The following is a 20685-nucleotide window of genomic DNA, read 5'->3' as shown; positions in this document are numbered from 1 at the left end:
TTGCCCCCCACCTAATGTCACCCCCCTCGGTTCTCCCCCACCTGAATTAACTTGGGGTGGCCCCCCACAACCCCCCCACCGCCGAGTTGGGCCCCCCCCCCACCCCCCCGGCGCCCCGCCGGGGGGGGCCCCCCGCGACACGATCCCCCCGCCTGGAAGAACACCCGATTCACCAGGCACAGCACAGAAAAGGAACCTCACACCATGACGAAGAAGACCACCACCACGACCGCGACGCTGCGCCTGAGCGACCCGGGCGTCCGCGAGCAGCTGGAGGCGCTGCCCGCCTCCCTGGTCCTGCTCGGCTTCACCACCACCGACGGGAAGCCGGTCTGCGTCGACCTGGATGCCGAAGGACCGCACGTCCTGGTCTGCACCGGCACCGGCGGCGGCTCCACGACCGTCCTGCGTACCCTGGCCGCGCAGCTCCTGCACCACGGCGCCCACGCCCTGGTCCTCGACTGCAAGTGGGTCTCGCACAGGTGGGCCAGCGGCCTGCCCGGCGTCACCTACTGCCGCGACATTGCCGAGATTCACGCCGCCCCGGTGGGCCTGCGGGCCGAACTCCAGCACCGCCTCGACCTCATCGACAGGGACGGTGACATCGACGACCTGCCGCGCCTGACGCTGGTCTTCGAGGCCGCCGACAGCATCCTGCACCAGCTGGCCCGCCACTGGGGCACCGTCCGTGAGAAGGGAGACCTCAAGACGTCCCCGGCCATCGACGCCCTCGAATACGCGCTCTTCGCCGGTTCCCAGGCCCGCATCCACATCCTGGCCAGCTCCCAGATCGCCAAGGGCGTCCTCGGAGAGGGGCGCGAGAACTTCTCGACCAAGGTCCTGAGACGGGTGACCACCCGCACCTTTGAGCGCCTCGCCCCCGAGATCCACCCCGTCCCGAAGCCCAACACGCAGCCGGGCCACGTCCACGTCATACAGGGCGGAAACACCCACCCGACGCAGATGCTGCTTGTTACCGACGACGAAGCGGCCTCCGGGATCGCTGCCACGGAGACCGAGGAGGACTGACCGAACCGGAGTCGGACACACCACGGGCCCCGGGGGATCAGCCATGACATCCCCGGGGCCCGGCGTGGCAGGGACGGCCGGTCAGGGCCCAGTGCTCTTGACGCCGGTCCCGGCCTGCGGGACGGTCTGCGCAACTACGCGCAACCGATTCACAGGGGAGTACGTGATGACGCTACGGTTCGTCGGGATCGACCCCAACACCGGCGGCGAGGGATCGCCGACGGTGTGGGTGGAAGAGGAGAGCGCGGACCTGGTCCTCCAGGGCGAGGAAGCCGATGCCCTCCTCAAGTCCCTGGTCGGCTCCACGGAGTGGGTGGCCGGCCACAAGACCGGAATCCCGCCGCACGAGCGGGTGATCCGGATTCCGTTCCGCATGGTGCAGATTCTCAAGGAGGCGTGCGATGCCGCTGAACGCGCAGCAGCTGAACACCGCGACGTTCGCTGAGCTGCTCGCCGACACTCACCACACGGCGGTCCACCTGGAGATGCGCGACCTGTACGCCGTCGGCGACGAGACGGACGACTACGCCGCCTTCCTGCGGACCGGCGTCCCGAACCTCGACCCCGGCCGCTCGTTCTGGCCGCAGTGGATGCCGCTCGTCAAGGACGCGGTCACCCGCGGCGTAGTCATGCGCCGCGCGCGGATCGTCTCCGAGCCGGTCACCGACTACATCCGCTACGAGCACGCCATCACCCCGCTCAACCTCCAGGCCGGAGAGGACGTGCGCTGGCTGCCCCGCCGCCACGCGAGCGACATCACGCTGCCCGGCAACGACTTCTGGCTCCTGGACGGGACGCTCGTGCAGTTCCACCACTTCACCGGCACCGGCGACTGGGCACCGGACGGCAAGGAACGCACCAGGGACTCAGCCGCGACCGCGTTGTGCGCCACGGCGTTCGAGACTGTGTGGGAGCGCGGCATCCCACACGAGAAGTACACCGTCTAGGAGTCGATCTGCCGATGCCCGCCTCTCCCTCGTCCAGCGCCCAAGGAGCCCGCGTAGCCCTCGCGATACGCCTGCAGCACCTACGCAAGGACGCCGGCCTCACCGGGAAGGAACTCTCCGCCCGGTGCGGCTGGCACCCCGCGAAGACCACCCGCATCCAGAAAGGCGACGCCGCGCCCTCAGATACCGACATCCGCACCTGGTGTTCGGCGTGTGGCGCCGATGACCAGGCCGACGACCTCGTCGCCACCGCCCGCGCCGTCGACTCCATGTATCTGGAGTGGCGCCGCCTGCACCAGGGCGGCATGCGCAAGGTCCAGCAGGACTGGAACACCCTGCACGAGCGGACCCGCGTCTGCCGGGTCTACGTCTCCAACGTCCCGCCCGGGTTCTTTCAGACGCCCGGCTTCGCCACCGCCCTCATGGAGCAGATCACCGCCTTCCAGGGCACCCCCAACGACGTCGCCGAAGCGGTCGCCGCCCGCATCGCCCGCTCCCGGTTCCTCTACGAGGGCGGCCACCGCTATGTCGTCCTCATGGAGGAGTCCGTCCTGCGCTTCCGCACCGCCGAACCCGAGGCGATGCGCGGGCAGCTGTGCCACCTCCTGGCCGTGATGCCGCTCGCCTCCGTCTCGCTGGGGATCATCCCGTTCACCGCGCAGCGGACCGTATGGCCGTTGGAGGCGTTCTACGTTCACGACGACACGATGGCCGTGGTGGAGACGCTGACGGCGGAGATCAAGGTGACGCAGCCGCGCGAGCTCGCCGACTACGCGAAGGCGTTCGCCGGCCTCGCGGAGATGGCCGTGTACGGCGACACCGCCCGCGCGCTCATCCGGGCCGCGATCGACGCCCTGGAGTGAAGTCCCGCAATTCTCCGCAACTTCGTTGAGCGCGCGGACCGTAGGTGCGTAGCGTCGACGGCACCGACGGACCACCAGCCGGAGAGGCGGGGCCTCATGCGCGCACACACCGACTCCACCGCCTCGCCTGCGGAGGGCCGCGGACTCCAGTCGCCCGCCTACGGCACCCCCTCCCCGGCCCTGCTCGCCCACGCCGACCGCGGCTTCGCCCGGTTCCTCGGCAAGCACGACGAGGACCAGGTTGACGGGGCCGACGGCGGCGAGGACCCCCAGCGGTGACCACCGGCCACCCGCGCGAAGACGCCCCAGCAGCAAAGCCCGCCATGCACACCAGCACCCATACCGTTTTGTACGACCCCGACGGCCTCATCGAGGCGGAGCTCCCGCTCGACCGAGAACCGTACGAGTGCCTCGTCACGGCCGTCCTCGCATGGACCGGCCAGGACACGCTCACCACCCGCGACCTGGAGCAGATCGCCCTCCAGCTCACCGGCCACGCCCGCGCAGTCGCCACCGACGTCCGCCGCCGCGCGGGCCGGCTGCCGAGGAACAGCGGGCGCCGGGCGCTCGCCGACGTCGTGCTGCGTGAGGCGGAAGGCTGGCTGTCGGCGACGCTGGAGAGCACTGTGCACTGCGTCCAGAGCCGCGCCCGCTTGGTCCGTGCCCTCTGCGAGCGGCTGGACCGGCTGGAGGCTGTGCTTGTCCCGGAGTGGGGGCTCTTCTGTTTTTCCCACAGCCCGACCGCTACACGGTGGATCCAGGCTCAAAGATCCTGAGTCGGCTCCGAGAGTGGGTTCTCCTTCAGCGAAAGCACATACTGTGTTTTTGATGAAGGAGATTCGACAAGTGTAGGTCCCGGTTATGTCAGGGCCAGGGGTCTATTCCTAGGTTCATTAGTTCTGCTTCTTGTTGAACGGTGAGGAATCTTGGGGATTCCATTCCGAATAAAGATTCGTCGCTGATCGGGCACTCGTCGAATTCTCCTCGAATGATGCGGAGGATGAATTCGGTCAGATTGCACGGGTAGACGGTCCAGGCCAGGTCCCCTCGACGGTAGACGGCGATCGGCCATGCGTCGGGGTCGTTGCCGCTTGTGATCCAACACAAGGTGTCGGCTCCGGCCGTTTCCCCCCAGATCAGCATGTCCTCGACCTTGTAGGTGGCCGCAGTCTCCGTGTCGGTCCATCGGTCGGTCAGAGGGTCGGCTAGGGATTCCGCCGAGATGGGGCAGACTCGGCCTTCGGTGTCCGCATCTGAAGCTGCGAGGGCAGGCGGCCGGACGCCCAGGGACTCCTCGAAGGAACCTTCGCCCAGATGGGCGATGAGCTTCATGTAGTCGGCGGGAAACCGGTAACCATTCACATTTTCGGCGACATCCCAATCGACGAAATCATCGGCGCCTCCTTTCTTGTGGATCACCAGGTCCAGAAGATCGGCTAGAGGGCCCGAATTTTCGGTCATTACTTCACCCACTGGGTCGGGGACCATTGGCCCATGTTGTGCCACTTCTTATCGCTCTTGCTATACATCTCGTTTTCTACGAGGTTGTCGAATAGCTTGATACCTGCCCCGCTCTGCGGGTCGTACCCGTACGCCTGCATGCGGAAGGCGACCGGCACCACGCGTGAGCCCTCGTAGTCTGGGGTGACGGTGTAGTGAACCACCTGGCCGGCTTTGACCGCGTCGAAGACATCCTGCTCCCACTTGGCCATGTTGGCGTGACGATGCTCCGGGGTGCTCTTGTCCATGCGGCTCGAGTTGGCAGTTCGGCTGCAAGTGGCGAGGTTGGTGTAGTCCGTGCCGCTGCCACCCAGCTGGTTGGCTATCAAGTGGCAGGCGTTGCGCCACTTCCAAGCTTTGCTGTTGCCCAGTTCCCAGGCGTAGACGGCTGCCCAGGTATAGGCGGGCGGCGCCACCTCACGCGTTTTTGTGTCCGTGCCTCGCTTTTCGTCAAGGTACGCCTTGTCGAGGCAGGCCTCGGCTCCTGTGGCCCGGTCTCCGTTGTTGGGGTCGGTGGGAGAGTAGTGGATCCATCCCGTTCCGAATACTCGGCAGTCTCGGTATTGCGGTTTGTTTTCTCCATTCTGTGGGTCTTTTTTGGGTTCTTGCTGACGCTGTTCTGCGCCATTTGCTGACTCTTGGAGTTTCTCTACCTGGTCGATGGTCTTGCGGAGGGCGTCGTACGCGTCCTTGGCTTGCTTCGTCTTCTCGATGAATTTGGGGTAGTCCTTGGAGAAGCGATAGAGGGCCTTGGAGAGTTTGCCGCCCTTTTTGAGGATCCCTACACCGAGGATGGAGCCGCCGACGTCCACGGCTGCCCAGAGGCACTTGCCCGGGTCACCCTTGGCGCATTTTACGATGGTGTCGATGCCGAAGGTGTCGAGCAGGATGTCAAGGCTGTTGTCCTTGAGCCAGTCGGTGAGGCTGGTCTCCAGGAGTTCTTTGGCGTCCCGGTATTCCTGGACGCAGTCGCGGCCGGTCTCGCAGTTCGCGGCCAGGAGCTTCTCGTCCTGTGCCTGTTGGGCCATGTCGGCAGCGCCGCCGATTCGGGTCCATTCGCTTCCTGTCCCGTTCCAGCGGTAGGCGGTGGTGAGGTCGGGGGAGAGGCCGTAGAGCTGGGTGTCGCTGACGGTGAACGTGGCGCCGGGACCGCCGATCTCGATCCACGCGTCGGGGGTGTCGTTGTACTGGTTGATGTTCCCGGTGGCGGGGTTGGTCGCGAAGAGCCCGGCGCCGCCGGCGTAGATGTTCTTGGCGGGCCCGCCGATCCTGGTCCAGTCGGTTCCTTGCCCGGTCCATTCGTAGACGGCGGTGTGGTCGGGGTTGATGCCGTAGACGCGGTCGTGGCCGACGGCGAACTGGGCGCCGGGCCCGCCGATCCGCGTCCAGGTGCCGGGCTTGCCGTCGTACTTGTAGAGGTCGCCGGTGTCAGGGTTGGTCGCGAAGAGCCCGGCACGCCCGGCGTAGATGTTCCGGGCCGGTCCGCCGATCGCGGTCCAGGTACCGTCGTTCCATTCCCCGATGCCGTCGGGGACCAGCCGGTAGAGGTGCTTCCCGGTAACGGCGAACTGACCGGCCGCTCTACCGATCGGGTCCCAGGCACTGGTGGCGGCGTTGTACTTCCGGACCTGTTCGTCGCCGTCCGCGGTCATGAAGACGCCCGCGCGGCCGGCGTAGACGGCGTTCGCGGCGCCGCTGAGGGGCGACCAGCCGTCACTGCCACGCTTCCAGAGACCGCTCTTGTCGGCGGTGAGGGTGTAGAGGTCGTCCTGCGCGGTGACAGCCAAGCGGACGGCGTTCTCGTCCAGGGTGTCGGACGGCCCGGCGGGCTGTACCGGCGCCGGCGTGATATCGCGTTGTCCGTCGTCGTCCGGGTCGGGTGCCGCGCCTTCGGCCGGTTCGGCCGGGTCTTCCGCAGACTCGGTCTCTTCCTCCTTTGGCGCAGGGACAGTCTCCTGCGGCGACGGGGCGACGGGGGTGGTCTCCTGAGGCTGGGGCTTGGCGGGTGTCGGGGGACTCTCCTGGACCGAAGGAGGGGTCGGCGCGGTCATGGGTGCGCCGAGGGGGGTCCAGCCGGTGCCAGTGTTGTCCCATCGCAGGACCGCGGTGTGGTTGGCGGCGAGGCCGTAGAGGTGGGTGTCGCTGACTGTGAAACCTGCACCGGGATCGCCGGCCTTGGTCCAGGCGTCGGGCTTTCCGTCGTACTTGCTGAGCTGCCCCGTGGCGGGATCGGTCGCGAAGAGGCCGGCGCCGCCGGCGTAGAGGTCCTGGGCGGGGCCGCCGACCCGGCTCCAGTCAGTGCCGTGCCCGGCCCATTCGTAGACGGCCGTGCGGTCGGCGGCGAGGCCGTAGACGTGGTCGCCGGTGACGGCGAAGTCCGCACCGGGTTCACCGATCTGTGTCCAGCTTTCGGGGGTGCCCTCGTACTTGAAGATCTTGCCTTCGGGGCCGACGGCGAAGAGCCCGGCTCCGCCTGCTTCGAGGTCGTTGGCCGGCCCGCCGACCTTGGTCCAGTCGGTGCCGGTGCCGGCCCATTCGTAGACCGCTGTGCGGTCGGGATTCAGCGCATAGAGACGGTCGCCGGTGACGGCGAAGTCCGCACCGGGCTCACCGATCGGTGACCAGGCGTCCGGCGTTCCCTCGTACTTGAAGACCTTGCCGGTGTCCGGCGCGGTGGCGAAGAGCCCGGCGCCTCCCGCGAGAAGGGTCTCGGCGGGGCCGCCGACCTTGGTCCAGTCGCTTCCCTCTCCGCTCCACCGGTAGACGGCCGAGTGGTCCTCGGCGAGCGCGAAGAGCTGGTCGTCGCCGGTCGCCGCCACTCCGCCCAGGGCGACGGGTGCGTCGGCTGCCGGGGCGCCGTCGTCAGCAAGGGCGGGGAACGCGGACAGGATGCCGGCAGTCAGCGCACCGGCCATAACGACGCCCACGCGCCGCAGGATCATCGGTACCCTGCCGGCACGGGGCCGGGACCGGCCATGGCCCCTGTTGTACGCACGTGTCACGGGATGCTCCAGAGTTTGTCCGGGAAGTGCTGGAGCTCTCACGGTGTGACCTGGTCTGATTGTCCTCAACTGCCTTGCTGCATAAGCGCAGATGGGACGGCGCAAGCGGCGGACAACGCGGACAACGGACAACGGACAACTACGGGGGATCCACAGTGGTGAAGGCCGGGCGCCCACAAGGCGGGCCACGGGGGCACAACGAGCAGGACAACGCACTGGCCGTCTTCCTGCGCAATCTCACGAAGGGCCTGACGGTCCGCGAGCTCGCCGACCGGTACAAGAGCGCGGGAAGCAAGACCCTGTGGGGCGAGTACCGCTCAGGGACCAAGACGATCCCTCTTCACGTGCTCGAGCGCCTGGTGCACGACTCGGCACGCGACGAACGCTCCCGCACCCAGCTGCTGGCAACAGCCCGGGACCTGCACGCCCAGGCGGTTGCAGCACAACAAACCGCCGCCTCCGCGGAGCCGGAAGCCGTCGGCCGGTCGGTGACACCCGAGGAGACCCTCGACCAGGCCACAACGACCCTCCAGGACGCCGAGCGGCTCATCCACATCCTCCTCGGCGTCATCGCCGGCCTTCAGATGCAGCTCCCCCCTCCCACCGCCCCCGCAGCGGCATCAACGCCCCAGGGAGCCGAAGACAGCACTCAGGCGGCCAACGACGTCCGCGAAGCCGAGAGCCGCCTGCTCCAGGTCCGAATGGTCCACACCGCGCTCACCCGGGTACGCAACGAAGCAGCCGCATCCCTGCCCCGCCCCGACACCGATGCCGCACAGGGCCTGGCCCATTCCGAGGGCAGCGGCGGCGACGAGCCCGCTCTGCCCGTCCGTGATCCGGCGGCCTCACGGGGCGCGGCCGCGATCCTGCTCGTCTCGCGTGCCACGCTGACCGAGCAGCACACCGCGGTCCGCCACCTCATCGCCCGCGTATCGGGCACCCCCACGACGACGTACAGCACCGGCACACTCCCCGCCCTGCCCCGCAGCGGAGCGCCCGCAGATCCGGCCGCAGGACAGGATCGGGACAGGCTGACACGGTGGCGCACCGCGAAACTCACGGTCACGGCCGTGGCGCTCACCGCGGTGGTCATAGGAGCCGTAGTCGTCACCACACTTGGCCTGCGCAACCACGAGCCCTCCGGTGCAGCAGCCCAGGCCCAGGGCAAGACCCCCGAAACAACTGATGCGGTCCCGAACTCATCCCCGAGCCCGACTCCGAGCCCTTCGCCCACTGCTTCCCGAGAACCCTCCGCCACCCCGCCCGCCCGCAGCCCCTCCCCCTCCCCGTCCGCCCTCAAGACCCGGAGCACCTCCTCCGTCCCCGACAACTACGTCGGCGCCTGGAAAGGAGAATTCACCGAACCCGGCGAACAAGTCCCTTCACTCCGCAGGATCGTGCTGCGCGAAGGCCCGGTGGGAACCGAGATCGCCGACATATTGACCCAGTCGAGAACCTCTCTGTGCCAGGCAAAAGGAACTCTGCGCTCCACCGGCACCTTGCTGGTCATCGCACCCAGAACGACCACCGCCACCCCCACACACCTGTGCACACCGGCCGGAGACATCACCCTGCGCACCCACGGGGACGCTGGCCTCACCTGGAAGTCGGACGGGATCACTGTCACCCTGCACCGCACTTCCTCCCCGGACCGGGCTGTGCCCGCCGCCTACGTCGGCACCTGGTGGGCCCAGGACGGGAACGACCCGACCTCCTCCGTGCGCATGACCATCCGGCAGGGTGCCTTGGGGAAGGCGCGGGCCACGTTCACCTGGGACGGAGATGCCCACCACTGCGAGGGCTTCTCCGTCCTCGCTTCCGGCGGTGACACGCTGGTATTCGGGCCGGAGACCGTCACCGCGTCCGAACCCGAAGGCTTTTGCACACAAACCCCCAGCCGTGTCATGACCCGCCCTCAGGACGACACCATGCACGTGCAATGGGCAGACTCGCCCGACGGCACGCAACTCCGAGCCTTCACCTTCAGCCGGGTGAACTGAGCTGAGCCGCCGGTCAGCACGCAGCTGCGGACCGGCGCCCCGCTGCCCCGGGTGCCGTGCAGCTGAGGGGGAGTCATGCTGGAGGGAGTCCGCTCTCGGGCATGCAGATCTGGCAGGGCTCGACGTCTGGCTCGTCCAGGGCGATGAGCGCGTCCTCGCGGCTAATGAAGCCGAAGGCGCTCTTGTAGAGGGAGCAGTCGCCGCGGTGCAGGAGCGCGGCCTGGTGCGAGCGCTGCGGCTGGATCTTCCATGACTCCCGCGCCCGCGCTTGCTCAACCTGTCGGCGCTGCTGTTCCTCCGCGGCCTCGAGTTCGCGCACTCGTTGGTCCGCGCAGCGCAGTTGCCACGCGAGGTACTCGCGCGTCGCCCGCCACTTGTCGAGGCTGGATATCGCACCAGAGCCGGAGCCGGGCATCGTTCTCAGCCCGCCTCACCGGCTGGCTGCTCGTGGACATGCTGCAGCGCCGTCCGGGCCGCGACCACTCGTTGACAGACCCACGCAGGAAACAGCAGGGGGAGTCACCGTCCGGGTCGAGGACCAGTTCTGAGGGGCCTGGCGGTATCAGCGTCTGGTGACCAGTCGGATGAACGCGCTGGCTGCGCCTATGGCGAGGAGGATCCACCAGCCCAGTTGCAGGAAGTAGGCAAGCCAAGTGATGGAGAGCAATACGCAGTAGAACGCGGTGGCAGCAGACAGCGTGAGCTGGAGTTTGGCAGGGCCTCCTGGGTTGAGGCGAACCAGGACGGCGACCAGGACGGATACCCAGAGGAAAGGCCAGAGTTCGCCGAAAGTCAGGGTGATGGCGAGGTCGCTCACGAAATCGAACCATCCGTGCTCCCCGAGGCGGAGATGTATGTCGACCAAGTCATTTACCACCCGGCCCGACTCCAGATTATCGATTCGTTCGTGGAGCAGCATGAGCGTCAAGCCCACCGCGTGCGGAATGCCAGTAGTCAGGCCTACGGCTCTGCGCCTAAGAACCGCCGCCCCCGGGCGCCCCGCCGGAACGGCATGGGGCGGCGGCAGGAGTGCAGGGGTGGAAGGTGGCCCTGCGGGCAGGGGCGGCAGAGACGGACGGGCAGGGACTGTCGGTTCAGACGATCCGGCAGGATCGTGCCGGTCATCAGGCTCTGCGGAGTGCGAGTCCATGTCGCCAACCTCCCTACTACTGAGCGCACTTCGAGGATGCGTATAGCGTACGCGCGGAGCATCGAACAGACCAGTGAAGAGCCCGACGCCCAGGATCATGCCCGGGCTCGCGGAATCGGCCCGTCGTGGGGGATGCCCCAGAGTGCGGGGCTGAATACTAGCGTGCAGTGATGATCTGCGGGTTTTTGTCGGTGGTGGTTCGGCATAGCGATGTCAGTGCGGTGGGTGGTGGGTTTCTGCTGTTCAGTGGGTTGTTGTGGGCGATTTTTCTGCTCCCATGGATGCCGATCTGATGCTCACGTTTTTGGTGATGGTGCAGGACGGTTGGTTGCCGGTCGGAATAGCGGGAAGGGCGTTGCCGCTGGGCAGGGCCTGCGCGGGCAGTACCGGGGCCACTCATGGTCCCAGCCGCGCCAGCTTGGCCCGAACCGCGCACGCCACCAGAACGTCTCCGTAAAATGATCCTGCTTCAATGACCCTCAGTGTTCCGTAGCAGTGGCTGGTCCAGCCAACCCGATCGACGTAGGCCACTGGGCTTCGCCTGCTGCCTGGGCAGCACCTGGTAGACGGCGGCTACACCTCCGTTGCCGGCATGGACGCCGCCGCCCGACTCCATCGTGTCACTCTGGTCGGGCCCCTTCCCGCCAGCACCTCCCCGCAGCACCGGGCCGAGGACGGCTTCGGCCGGGAGAACTTCGTCATCGACTTCGACCAACGCGAGGTCACCTGCCCCAACGGGCAGGTCAGCGGGAACTGGCAGGACCTCCCGGTAGCAGAGCCGACCTCGGTGACGGTCCGGTTCGACGCCCGCCAGTGCGGCCGCTGCCCCGAGCAGACCGGGTGCCCCCCGGGCTCGTTTCGCAGCCTGTACTTCCCCGCCCGCCGCCTGCACGAACTCCAGGCCAAGAACCGTGCCGATCAACAGGATGCCAATTGGCGCAAGCTTTACGGACTGCGCTCCGGGGCCGAGGGCACCATCGAGGACTTCGCGCACGGCTATCGAGGACGCCGGTGTCGCTACCACGGCCTGGCCAAGACACACATCCAGCACGTCCTGACCGCACTCGCGATCAACGTCGAACGGCTGAGCCTCCAAGAACCCGCCGACGCCACCCACCTACGGCATTCCAGCAGTACCTCGACGCACGCGGCCTACGCCGCCCCCTGTGGTGGCGACAAGGCAAATGACCCCGGAACTCAAGATTCCCGACAGAGTCGCTCACTGCGAGCCAGTATGGAACCGGCCTCGGGGAACATCAGTACAGCCGTTAACGCTAAGCCGGTGATCATGGTCCGGGTGTGAGCGTGCTGACGCGGTTCTCGTACTCGCGGCGGGCCTTGCGCTGGGCAGGGATCGCGGGGAGGCCGTGGCCGCCGTCGAGGGGCTGGCAGCGGGCGAGGAACTGGCGGTGTACGGAGGGGACGGCGGTGACGCGCAGGGTGTAGCCCTGGCCGCGCCGTACGGTCACGCCTTGGTCGAGTGCGGCCCGCTCGACGTCGTCCAGCTCGGCGGAGCGGAGGAAGTCGGCGACCTTGCCCGGCATGTCGAGGGTGACCGGCAGCTCCGGCGCCGGACCCTCTTCGGCCGCGGCGACATGCTCCGGCAGGAGGTCGGCAACGGCCGTGCGGATCGCGCCGCGGCTCACGCCGTGGTCGCGGGCGAGGGCGGCGATCGAGCGGCCCTCCACGTACGCGGTGCGTACGGCGTCGGTCTTCGCGGCCGTCACCGCGGGGCGGCGTCCGCCCTTGTTGCCCTTGGCCTCGGCGGCGCGCAGTCCGTCGTAGGTCAGCTCGCGCTGGAGGTCGCGTTGGAGTTCGCCGGCGGCGGCCAGGGTCTGCACCATGAACTTCACGGTGGACAGCAGCTCGCCGGTGCGCGGGTGGCGGGCGGTGAGGTCCATGGCGGAGAACGCGCCGTCGTGGATGCGCAGGGCGAGCTGGTCGCGGTGCAGGACTTCGAGGACGTCGAGGATGTGCTGGTTGCCGCGTACGAGGCGGAACATCTCGGAGATGTGCACGGTGTCGCCCGGCCGTGCGTAGGTGAGCAGTTCGCCGAACTTCGGGCGCTGGAGCGGGTGGAGGCGGCTGGAGGTTCCCGGGTCCTCCTCGAAGACGACCGGGTCCTCGATCCCGGCCTCGGCCAGGACGAGCTCCTGGCGGGCGGTGGACTGCTGGTCGGTCGAGACCCGCTTGTAGACGAGATTGGCCACGCTGTTTCCCCGCTTCTGCCCGCCCATCGGACCTTGGGTGTCATCTAACCCTGTCGTCATCCGTCATTGGATCTCATTGGATCGGAGCCACCGTCGGGCCACGGAATCAGCGGGTTCATTGGACGTCCGTCGCGCCTGTCGTCATTCGATCGTTTGATGGCAGGGAGCGCATCCTGATCCGGTCGTGCCTACCCGTGCGGTTGGTGGCGAGCTGTCACGGTCGGTCCGGTGGGCCCATGAATTCGTGCACGGCGCGGGTGACGAAGTCGCCCTTGGCGAGGGAGTAGGCGTGCCGGTCGTCGCGATGTACGGCGGCGAGCTGGCGCTTGAGGCTCGCGTAGCGGGTGCGGAGTTCGGGGCGGGTACGCAGGGCGTCACGGAAGGCGAGGAAGCCCGCGCTGTGGGGATCGTCGTGCGGGGCGAGGTAGAGGTGGTGGGTGCGGTACTGGGGGGTGGGGCGCAGGAACAGGAGGCGGTAGTCGCGGCGGGGGCCGTGCGGGCGCCAGGTCCATCCGGCCCTTTCCAGGGCGGGGACCGCTTCGCGGGCGTGGGTGAGGGAGTGGACGGGGGCGAGGATGTCGACGACCGGTTTGGCGGGCATTCCCGGAACCGCGGTCGATCCGACGTGCTCGACGGCGCTGGCGAGCCATGGTTTCAGCAGCACTGCCAGTTCGCTTGCCTGCTCAGTGAAATTCTGCGGCCAGGACGGGTCATAGTCCACGATCTGAATCGGCTGATCATTCATCAGATCACGCTAAAGGGCTGGCGAAGACCTGCGGATCTCGGTGGCGCGTGTCCCCGCGCGGACGTGCGAACACAGTACGGGCGGGGAGCACGGATGGCTGGTGTGCCGAGGGAGCCACCGGCAGGGTGCACGGTGAAACGAAGATGACGGGCGGGTACCCCCGCCGCGCCTGTCGTGATCCGTTCGTTTGCCAACATGGTGTGCAGCCCTGCCTGGATGGAAGCTGCGCGCCACGCCATCTTGAGGGTGAATGAGCGATCTCTCTCGCGGCGTGGGGTCCGATGGCAGGGAATCAACCTGACGAGAAACGGAGACCGATATGCGTATTCGCATGGCCGTCGCGGCGTTCGCTGTAGCTGGTATCGGAATCGTGGGTGGCGCGGGTCTCGCCTACGCCGACGCCGGCGCCGAAGGCGTCGCAACGAGCGCTGCCGCAGTGGTGTTCGGTAATGCGGCAGAGGCACCGGCTCACATGTCGCCCCTCGCCTGCGACCAGTCCAACAACGTCGTTGGGCTGCTGTACTCCGCCTCCGGTGAGAGCGCCTGCGCCAACAACTGACACCGGCGCGATATCTCCGTTCGTTCTCGATGTCGCCAGGAAGCCGTGGCCGCAGTCGTCGAACCTGGACCGGTACATCGCACCCTCAGTCCTGTCCAGCCCCGTCGTCGTCCTCGTCCAGCTCCGGCGTGTCCGGGTCGCGCAGCGGGCGCAGGGCGCCGGCGGCAGGGGTGGAGGCGGTGAAGCTGTAGCGGCCGAGCAGGTTCAGGTTGCGGTGCTTAAGCGGGGACAGGCGCGCGATGTCCTCGTCGCGGATCTCGTGGCCCTCGGCCCGGAGCTGGGCGACGGCGGCGTCGATGTACTTCGTGGTCCAGAGCACGATGGCGTTGAGGACCAGGCCGAGCGCGCCGAGCTGGTCCTCCATGCCATCGCGGTACGCCTGGTGGATGGTGCCGCGCTTGCCGTGGCACACGTCGCGGGCGAGCTTGTGGCGGGACTCCTGCACGGTGAGCTGCCGGTTCATCTGGCGGCGGTAGGTGTCGTCCACTGGGTCGACGACCCGCAGCAGGTGCTCGGTCTTCGCGATCCGCCCGTACTCGGCGAACGCCGTCCCGAGCGGGGTGGGGCGGCCGTCGCGGCCGAACATGCGCAGCAGGTCGTAGGCACGGACCTGGTTGGTGACCAGGGAACCGGCGACCTTCAGCATGTCGGGCCAGTGCGTGATCACCTTGTTCAGGTTGACCCGGTTGCGGGCCAGATCCTCCACCGCGCCGTACGTACCGGTCTCGACGCCGGGCATCGTGGCCCGCCAGAACCGCTGGTCGTCCAGGTCGCGGAAGCGGGAGCTGAAGTTGTAGCCGAGGATCTTGAACAGGCCGAACACCATGTCGGAGTACGAGGCGTTGTCGGTCGCCACCATCTCCGGCTTGACCCCGCCGTCCAGGTTCAGCAGGGCGTCCAGGATGTGCAGGGAGTCGCGCGGGGTGCCGGGCACGACCATCTGCCCGATGCCCGCGACCTGGTCGTTGACGGCGTTGAGCCAGGTGATGCCCCGCTTGAACCCGAAGTACTTGGGGGAGGGGGCGGCGTTGATGGTGCGCACCGGCACCTGGAAGCGCAGCCCGTCCACGGAGGCCAGCAGCCCGTCCCCCCAGTACTGCACGATCGGGATGTCGGCCTGGGCCGCGATGAGCCGCGTGTTCGCCGCGGCGATGGTGTCGGCGCGCAGGTAGTACTGGTCGACGTGCACGAGCCGGGCCCGGGTCAGCGCTTCGTGGGCAGGGTTGACCACCGGGGTCAGCCCGATGTTGCACGCCTCGGAGACCAGCAGCGCGACCATCGAGGTCGGCAGGTCCTTCATCCGGGTCTTGCCGTCGCCGAGGTGCACGAAGGCGTCGAGGAACCCGGTCCAGGAGTTCACCTCGAACAGCAGGTCCGGCAGGTCGATCTTCGGGAGCATCTTCTCCACCCGTCGGCGCAGCCAGGTCAGCGACTTGGGCTCTCCGAGCGCGCCTAGCTTGTCGACGTGCAGCTTCACCCGCCCGTCCTCCTGGACCTCGATGGAGATCTTCGCCGCCGGACCGGCTTCTTCCAGGCGGGTCGCGAGCTGTTTCCATCCGGCGTCCAGGCCGCGCACCAGCTCCGCCAGGTGCTCGGTGACGGGCATGTCCAGGCTCAGGGCCGCCAGGACGTCCTCCTCGACCGCGTCCCAGTCCGGGCCCTCCAGGAGGCGGGCGCGCGGGTTGGACCAGCGGTGCGAGGGAGAGGCGAACACGTCGCGGTTGTTCAACGCGCGGTGCAGTTGCTCCAGCACGCACACCACGTACGCGTCCCGGTCCACCGACCCCTGCGGCAGATCCGGGTTGGCGTACACCGCCTTGCGCCACATCGGCGGCACGAGCTTGTCGTCCACCTCGCGCGGCAGCAGCGGCTTCACCCCGACCTTCCGCCGCGCCAGCGCCGGAAGACCGCGCACCCCGGCCAGGACCCGCTTCCCGGCGCTCGCCGCGTCCAGCGCCTTCGACTCGCCCAACAGCGCGAGGAACGGGCGGACCGTGGAGTAGCGGGTCGCCAGCGCGGCCCGCATGGCGACGTCCGCGGTGTTCTCGTCCTCGGGCACCAGCGTCACCACCGTCGCCGCAGCGGTCGTCACCGCCGCACGCTGACCGACTTCCTCCAACGCCGCCCACAGCGCGGCCACGTCCAGGTCCGAGCCGTGTTCCTCGACCAGCTCCAGCTCCTCGACCAGCACCGTCCACGCGCGGGCGACGAGCCGGGACGCCTTCTCCAGCTGCGGCAGCGTCGACAGCCGCTCCTTCTCCGTCTTGCGCTTGGCGGTGTTCAGCAGCCGGGCGGCCATCAGCACCTGGAACAGGTCCAGGGCCTCATCGATGGCCTTCGCCTCCAGGTGCCGCATCACCGCGGTGAGCATCGCTGTGCGCTTGGGCTCCGCCACCCGCTCCAGCAGCGGCGCCTTCGAGCCCAGCGCGTACCGGGCCAGCGCCGCCATCCGGTTCGGCGGGATCTGCGACAGCCTCAGCCGCCCGAGCCGGTACGCGCCGATCTCGTCCACCCGCTCCAGCGCGCGGGCGAACGCCGTCCCGGTCGTCCGCGTCGGCGGCCGGCGCAGACGCTCCAGCTCCGAGAACCGCGAGCCCTCCGGCGTCTTCAACGTCGCCACCAACTCGCCCGGCAGCGCCGGGTCGGCGCGTCGGGCCGCGCCCGCGACGGTGGCGTGCAGCCACTTCTCCGCGACCTTCCGGGCCTCCGACACCTGCCGGGCCAGCACGCTCACCCCGGGCAGCAGCACCCGGTGTCGGCGCAGCCAGCCTACCGCCTGGTTGAACAGCGCCACCGGCCCCTCGGCGTGCGTCCACGCCCGCCCGTGCAGGAACGTACGGAACCGGCGGGACCACTCCGCATCCTCATACTCGCGGTACTCGTAGGCGTCCCGGATCTCCCACGCGTGCTCGTACGCCGTCGGCTTGCGCTCGGTGTAGCGCTTCACGCACGAGACGTCCTCGATGCCGAGCTGCACGGCCAGGTGCTCGACCACGACCCACGGCACGTCCAGCGGGTCGTCCGGGAGGAACCGGCCGATGTAGCGCACGGTGCACATCTGAAGAGCGAACCCGAGCCGACTGTGGTCCCCGCGCCGCTTCGCGATCAGCTTGCGGTCCTCGTCGTCCAGGAAGAAGAACCGCTCCAGCTCAGGCCGGGTCGGCTCGTCGTTGAACTTGCCGTACGACGCCGCCTGCTCGTCGGTCAGGAACTCCACTGGCATGGACGCGAAGCTATCGGCGCCCGCAGGCGCTCAGGGATCTTCCGCCGAACCTCGTCGCCGGGCCTGCCGCTCGTGGTAGAGGCCATGATCACCGGCTTAGCGTTAACGGCTGTACCGATGTTCCCCGAGGCCGGGAACAACCGCGTGCCTCGTCGTCTGTCGGTGAGAAGCGTGCCCGCCAGTTGCTTGACCTGTCGGCGTCGCTACTCGGTGTGTGAGGTGTGGGTGGTGATGTGGATGTATTGGACGTCGAGTTGGTTGGCGATGTTGTCGAGGACTTCGGCGAGGGAGCGGACGGTCATGGCCTCAAGGCTGATTCCTAGTCCGTTATCTGTGGCCAGCACGGGGACGCCGTCGTGCGCGCCGGCTTGCCACGAGCGGGCGATGGACCGCAGGAGCGCGGTGACGTGTTCCGCGGGAACGGTCAAGCGCCCGTCAGGCTCGACGTTGACCTGAGGTGCCGCGAGCCGCGCTTCGTGTCCCTCATCCCGGGAACTCATGCTGCCCATTGGATTCCGAGGTTGGCGAGTGTGGTGAGTTTGTTGGTGGTGAGTTTGGTGCGGCGGCTTTTCTGGTTCATGGTCCAGATTCCGAGCTTGATGAGGTGTTCCTGGCCGTCGATCAGGATTCGCTCTTCGTGGGTTCTGGGGACGGTCACGGAGCCGGTGCGGGCTTTGTACTGCGCCAGGGCCGCTACACCCTTCTCGAAGGCGCTCAGGGTCGGAGTGGGCGCCTTCGCCGGCGTTTCGAGTTCCGCCGTGACCGGTAGGACGCCGATGGCTTCCAGGCGTTCACGCTGCCCGTCGGTCAGGGCTGTCCACACCTCGGGCTTCCGCTGCTTCGCCAGCCACTTCCCGATATCCATCCCATGGACGGTGACTCCGGGTTCGACGTACGCGAGGATGCTTTCCTCGGCGAGCATCTCCCGTACCACGGCGTAGTGCCGCTGCCATTCCGGCCGCCACGACGGGTTCCAGTCCTCGTCCACCGCCTCCAGCGCCGTCTTCCACTCCGGGTGGCCCTCCAGTGCACCGGCACGGCGGAGGTTCGACAGCCACTGCCCCACGGGCCGGTCCAGCATCGTCGCGGACCGGGGCGCGCACAGCGTCCAGTGCTGGTCGTAGTACGCCTTGGCGGCCTCCAGATTCTTCTGGAACCGCTCATCGGCCGGGTTCCAGACCATGCCGAGGTTCTCCAGCCGCTGGGCGCGCTGGCCGGTCATCTGCCCCGCCCCGTAGGCCCGTCGCTGTTCGGCGACCCACTGCCCCAGCGGGAACGGCCCCTCCTTGTGCCCGTATGGAACCCGGGCGTGGAGCTCGCGCTCGGTGAATGTCTTGAGTGCCGCCCAGCCGCGCGCCCAGTCCTGCCGCTCGGTGTCGATGACGTTGAAGGAAATCCACTCCGCGACCATCACCGGGTCTCGGGGAGCCGAGAAACGCAGCAGCAACCGGGACTCATTCTCGCCTTCCTCGGGCGGCGGACCGATGTACTCGGACGACTGGACGACGTCTTTCTGAGGCTCCTGCGGAATCGCGAGCAGCTCGATTGCCTCTTCGTCGTGAGCCCGTAGACCTTCAAGAACCTTCACCAAAGGCCTATACGATCCGGAGGTGAACATGTCTTCCGGCTGCTCTCCAGGCTGGAGAAATACCGGCACGATCAGAGAAGCGACTTTCCCCTGTCCGGGCTCCTGACGCAGCGCCCGGCCGATCGCCTGGACGATGTCGTGAGGGGCGCCCTTGGGGTCCAGGAGGGCCACCGAGTCCACCTCCCGGATGTCCACGCCCTCACCCAGGACCCGGCAGTTCGAGAGCACCGCCCGCCGCGCGGTGGACCCGAAGCCGCCCAGGACTCCCCGCCGGCGCTCGGGAACGTGCTCGCCGCACAACCAGTCCGCCCAGATCCCGGCGGGGTACTTCTCCGGCTGGTCGGCATGCAGCTTTGCCGCCACCCGCTGAAGACCCTCCGCGAACGCCTGCGCCTCTATCGTCCGGTGGTGGAAGGTGATGCACGTCTGGAGGCGGTACTCCGCCATCGTGTGCAGCAGCGCCGCCTGCAGCGCCCCCAGGCGCTCACCACGCACCCTCTCGCTGTGCCGTTCCTCGCTCATCAGCCGCTCGGGGGTAACGACCGGGTCCTGGAGCTCCAGCACGATGATCTGGTACCGCGCCAGCAGCCCCCGTGACACGGCCGACGCCAACGAGAGCTTGTAGAAGACCGGCCCGAAGACCCTCTCGTCGTCCATGGAAGCTGCCATCTCACGCGGCAGCGGATCACGCACCCCCTCCGCGACCTCACGGTTCAGCCGCTCCTCCCAGATCCGCGGCGTGGCCGTCAGGTACAGCCGTCGATGCGAGGGGATGACGCCCTGGTCGTGGACCTCGGCCCACGCCTTACCCATCGAGCCCGACGTCCGGTGTGCCTCATCGACCACCGTGAGGTCCATCGGCGCCAACTGCTGCCCGTAGGCGCCCTCGAACGACTCCGCCAGGACACCCAGCGAGGCGTACGTCCCGAAGATGGTCACCGGCCCCGAGCCGTGCCACAGAGCCAGCTGCACGGGATTCGTCGTCGAGCGCACCTTCAGGTTCCACAGCTCCGGGTCGTCGGTGAGGCTGCACACCGCAACCGCCGACCCCGTATGCCCGGCCCCACGCCACGCCTGCACCGTCTGGGCCAGAAGGTCCAGCGTCGGCACCAGGACAAGAATGCGGCCCTTGGGAACAAGACGCTTCGCCGACGTCGCCGCAATAATGGTCTTTCCCGTGCCACATGCGGCGTGCACCTGCCCGCGAAGGCCATCCACGGGAATACCACCCGGCGGGATATCGAAGCCCCGCACGATGGCGGCAACGGCTTCGATCTGATGATCACGCAACTTCACGGCCATTTCCCATGCTCTCCTTTTCGCGGAACATCGCGCGTAATCAAATCGAAGTCCGGCACGATAGTGTGGCCCGGGGTTGTGATGCCTGGTTCCAAACACTACACAAGCAAAACCCATGATGCATCACCCGCACGTCAACTTTCACCACCAGAATGACCCCTGACCAAATCGTCCCCCGAAGCAGCCAGTGCCCCGTATGCCGACGAGACATTGGTGAGCTCGACCGGGCAGTTTCGAGGATGGGGGAGAGGCCGAGGTGAAGCGCAGCGGAACCCATCACTGCGGCGAGGCCGGCACCCGATCAAACCGACGACCCATCACATGCACCGCAGAGACAGTAGCCAGAAACCCCAAACCCTACACAAGGCCGCACACGATGCACCTCCCCTCACAGCCAGCCCAGGCGATCGCGCTTGCGCGATCGCCTCCAATTCGCGCTTGCGCGAATTGCATTCCGTCCAGAATTCCGCTTGCGGAATTCCATTCCCCCGCTCGCGGGGGAATCCGAATTGCGCTCGCGCAATTTGTGCCCTCTGCAGCGGCTTGCCGCTGCAGTACCCGCTCCGCGGG

18 protein-coding genes are annotated in these 20685 nt (G+C 67.8%); 9 read left to right on the top strand and 9 right to left on the bottom strand.

The window, feature by feature from the left end:
• The first annotated feature begins 204 nt into the window (after positions 1-204).
• The 6 genes from ACIP89_RS37655 (at position 205) to ACIP89_RS37630 (ending at position 3615) form a co-directional block, all read left to right on the top strand.
• Positions 205-1029 carry a hypothetical protein gene (locus ACIP89_RS37655; protein ID WP_402118998.1) on the top strand — a complete coding sequence of 275 codons (825 nt, stop codon included), beginning with the start codon at positions 205-207 and terminating at the stop codon, positions 1027-1029.
• 166 nt (positions 1030-1195) lie between these two features.
• Complete coding sequence (locus ACIP89_RS37650; RefSeq protein ID WP_401933939.1) at positions 1196-1474, top strand: hypothetical protein; 279 nt, start codon at positions 1196-1198, stop codon at positions 1472-1474.
• Entirely contained in the window at positions 1431-1976 is a 546-nt protein-coding gene (locus tag ACIP89_RS37645) for a DUF6879 family protein (protein WP_402118996.1), read from the top strand. Before ACIP89_RS37650 ends, ACIP89_RS37645 begins: the two co-directional genes overlap by 44 nt.
• Positions 1977-1990: 14 nt before the next feature.
• A complete protein-coding gene (locus tag ACIP89_RS37640) occupies positions 1991-2839 on the top strand; it encodes a helix-turn-helix domain-containing protein (protein WP_402118994.1) in 849 nt (282 codons plus the stop codon).
• Positions 2840-2935: 96 nt separating this feature from the next.
• Complete coding sequence (locus tag ACIP89_RS37635) at positions 2936-3118, top strand: hypothetical protein (protein ID WP_402118992.1); 183 nt, start codon at positions 2936-2938, stop codon at positions 3116-3118.
• A gap of 44 nt (positions 3119-3162) precedes the next feature.
• Positions 3163-3615, top strand: a complete 453-nt coding sequence (locus ACIP89_RS37630; protein ID WP_402119000.1) for a DUF6415 family natural product biosynthesis protein — start codon at positions 3163-3165, stop codon at positions 3613-3615.
• Between the two features lie 88 nt (positions 3616-3703).
• Here ACIP89_RS37630 and ACIP89_RS37625 read toward each other — a convergent pair whose 3' ends face one another.
• Both ACIP89_RS37625 and ACIP89_RS37620 read right to left on the bottom strand, forming a co-directional pair.
• A complete protein-coding gene (locus ACIP89_RS37625; RefSeq protein ID WP_402118989.1) occupies positions 3704-4300 on the bottom strand; it encodes a hypothetical protein in 597 nt (198 codons plus the stop codon).
• Positions 4300-7281 (bottom strand): tectonin domain-containing protein, encoded by a 2982-nt coding sequence (locus tag ACIP89_RS37620; protein ID WP_402118987.1) that lies wholly within the window; start codon positions 7279-7281, stop codon positions 4300-4302. Before ACIP89_RS37620 ends, ACIP89_RS37625 begins: the two co-directional genes overlap by 1 nt.
• Before the next feature lie 218 nt (positions 7282-7499).
• Here ACIP89_RS37620 and ACIP89_RS37615 point away from each other — a divergent pair, with 218 nt between their 5' ends.
• A complete protein-coding gene (locus ACIP89_RS37615) occupies positions 7500-9341 on the top strand; it encodes a hypothetical protein (protein ID WP_402118985.1) in 1842 nt (613 codons plus the stop codon).
• A 73-nt stretch (positions 9342-9414) separates the two neighbouring features.
• On the opposite strand, the gene ACIP89_RS37610 is transcribed toward ACIP89_RS37615, so the two are convergent.
• Positions 9415-9660, bottom strand: coding sequence for a DUF6233 domain-containing protein (locus ACIP89_RS37610; RefSeq protein WP_402118982.1), 246 nt, complete (start codon positions 9658-9660; stop codon positions 9415-9417).
• A 243-nt stretch (positions 9661-9903) separates the two neighbouring features.
• Positions 9904-10260 (bottom strand): hypothetical protein, encoded by a 357-nt coding sequence (locus ACIP89_RS37605; RefSeq protein ID WP_402118981.1) that lies wholly within the window; start codon positions 10258-10260, stop codon positions 9904-9906.
• An 823-nt stretch (positions 10261-11083) separates the two neighbouring features.
• On the opposite strand from ACIP89_RS37605, the gene ACIP89_RS37600 reads away from it, so the two are divergent.
• A complete protein-coding gene (locus tag ACIP89_RS37600; protein WP_402118979.1) occupies positions 11084-11794 on the top strand; it encodes a transposase in 711 nt (236 codons plus the stop codon).
• Here ACIP89_RS37600 and ACIP89_RS37595 read toward each other — a convergent pair.
• Together ACIP89_RS37595 and ACIP89_RS37590 are read right to left on the bottom strand one after the other, a co-directional pair.
• The gene (locus ACIP89_RS37595; RefSeq protein ID WP_402118977.1) at positions 11778-12701 is read right to left on the bottom strand and encodes a recombinase family protein; all 924 of its coding nucleotides are present in this window, start codon (positions 12699-12701) and stop codon (positions 11778-11780) included. The genes ACIP89_RS37600 and ACIP89_RS37595 overlap by 17 nt on opposite strands.
• A 214-nt stretch (positions 12702-12915) precedes the next feature.
• Positions 12916-13446 carry a GrpB family protein gene (locus ACIP89_RS37590; RefSeq protein WP_402118976.1) on the bottom strand — a complete coding sequence of 177 codons (531 nt, stop codon included), beginning with the start codon at positions 13444-13446 and terminating at the stop codon, positions 12916-12918.
• A 319-nt stretch (positions 13447-13765) separates the two neighbouring features.
• Here ACIP89_RS37590 and ACIP89_RS37585 point away from each other — a divergent pair, with 319 nt between their 5' ends.
• Complete coding sequence (locus ACIP89_RS37585) at positions 13766-14005, top strand: chaplin family protein (protein WP_402118974.1); 240 nt, start codon at positions 13766-13768, stop codon at positions 14003-14005.
• Between the two features lie 85 nt (positions 14006-14090).
• On the opposite strand, the gene ACIP89_RS37580 is transcribed toward ACIP89_RS37585, so the two are convergent.
• The 3 genes from ACIP89_RS37580 to ACIP89_RS37570 all read right to left on the bottom strand — a co-directional run bounded on the left by ACIP89_RS37580 (position 14091) and on the right by ACIP89_RS37570 (position 20118).
• Complete coding sequence (locus ACIP89_RS37580; protein WP_402118972.1) at positions 14091-17228, bottom strand: Tn3 family transposase; 3138 nt, start codon at positions 17226-17228, stop codon at positions 14091-14093.
• 203 nt (positions 17229-17431) lie between these two features.
• Positions 17432-17728, bottom strand: a complete 297-nt coding sequence (locus ACIP89_RS37575) for a hypothetical protein (protein ID WP_402118971.1) — start codon at positions 17726-17728, stop codon at positions 17432-17434.
• On the bottom strand, positions 17725-20118 hold the full coding sequence (locus ACIP89_RS37570) for a Helicase associated domain protein (protein WP_402118970.1): 2394 nt from the start codon (positions 20116-20118) through the stop codon (positions 17725-17727). Before ACIP89_RS37570 ends, ACIP89_RS37575 begins: the two co-directional genes overlap by 4 nt.
• Positions 20119-20685 lie beyond the last annotated feature (567 nt).

This window comes from Streptomyces sp. NPDC088730, from assembly GCF_044751215.1.
Taxonomy (GTDB): Bacteria; Actinomycetota; Actinomycetes; order Streptomycetales; family Streptomycetaceae; genus Streptomyces.
Note: the sequence above shows the minus strand (reverse complement) of the source record. Positions and strands in the feature narration are given on the sequence as shown.

Excerpts from the sequence above, each read along its gene's own strand:
- ACIP89_RS37635 (WP_402118992.1), top strand. The coding sequence starts at position 2,936 with ATGCGCGCACACACCGACTCCACCGCCTCGCCTGCGGAGGGCCGCGGA.
- ACIP89_RS37590 (WP_402118976.1), bottom strand. The coding sequence starts at position 13,446 with ATGAATGATCAGCCGATTCAGATCGTGGACTATGACCCGTCCTGGCCG.
- ACIP89_RS37640 (WP_402118994.1), top strand. The coding sequence starts at position 1,991 with ATGCCCGCCTCTCCCTCGTCCAGCGCCCAAGGAGCCCGCGTAGCCCTC.
- ACIP89_RS37655 (WP_402118998.1), top strand. The coding sequence starts at position 205 with ATGACGAAGAAGACCACCACCACGACCGCGACGCTGCGCCTGAGCGAC.
- ACIP89_RS37570 (WP_402118970.1), bottom strand. The coding sequence starts at position 20,118 with ATGGCCGTGAAGTTGCGTGATCATCAGATCGAAGCCGTTGCCGCCATC.
- ACIP89_RS37625 (WP_402118989.1), bottom strand. The coding sequence starts at position 4,300 with ATGACCGAAAATTCGGGCCCTCTAGCCGATCTTCTGGACCTGGTGATC.
- ACIP89_RS37605 (WP_402118981.1), bottom strand. The coding sequence starts at position 10,260 with ATGCTGCTCCACGAACGAATCGATAATCTGGAGTCGGGCCGGGTGGTA.
- ACIP89_RS37650 (WP_401933939.1), top strand. The coding sequence starts at position 1,196 with ATGACGCTACGGTTCGTCGGGATCGACCCCAACACCGGCGGCGAGGGA.
- ACIP89_RS37620 (WP_402118987.1), bottom strand. The coding sequence starts at position 7,281 with ATGATCCTGCGGCGCGTGGGCGTCGTTATGGCCGGTGCGCTGACTGCC.
- ACIP89_RS37585 (WP_402118974.1), top strand. The coding sequence starts at position 13,766 with ATGCGTATTCGCATGGCCGTCGCGGCGTTCGCTGTAGCTGGTATCGGA.
- ACIP89_RS37575 (WP_402118971.1), bottom strand. The coding sequence starts at position 17,728 with ATGAGTTCCCGGGATGAGGGACACGAAGCGCGGCTCGCGGCACCTCAG.
- ACIP89_RS37580 (WP_402118972.1), bottom strand. The coding sequence starts at position 17,228 with ATGCCAGTGGAGTTCCTGACCGACGAGCAGGCGGCGTCGTACGGCAAG.
- ACIP89_RS37600 (WP_402118979.1), top strand. The coding sequence starts at position 11,084 with ATGGACGCCGCCGCCCGACTCCATCGTGTCACTCTGGTCGGGCCCCTT.
- ACIP89_RS37645 (WP_402118996.1), top strand. The coding sequence starts at position 1,431 with ATGCCGCTGAACGCGCAGCAGCTGAACACCGCGACGTTCGCTGAGCTG.
- ACIP89_RS37630 (WP_402119000.1), top strand. The coding sequence starts at position 3,163 with ATGCACACCAGCACCCATACCGTTTTGTACGACCCCGACGGCCTCATC.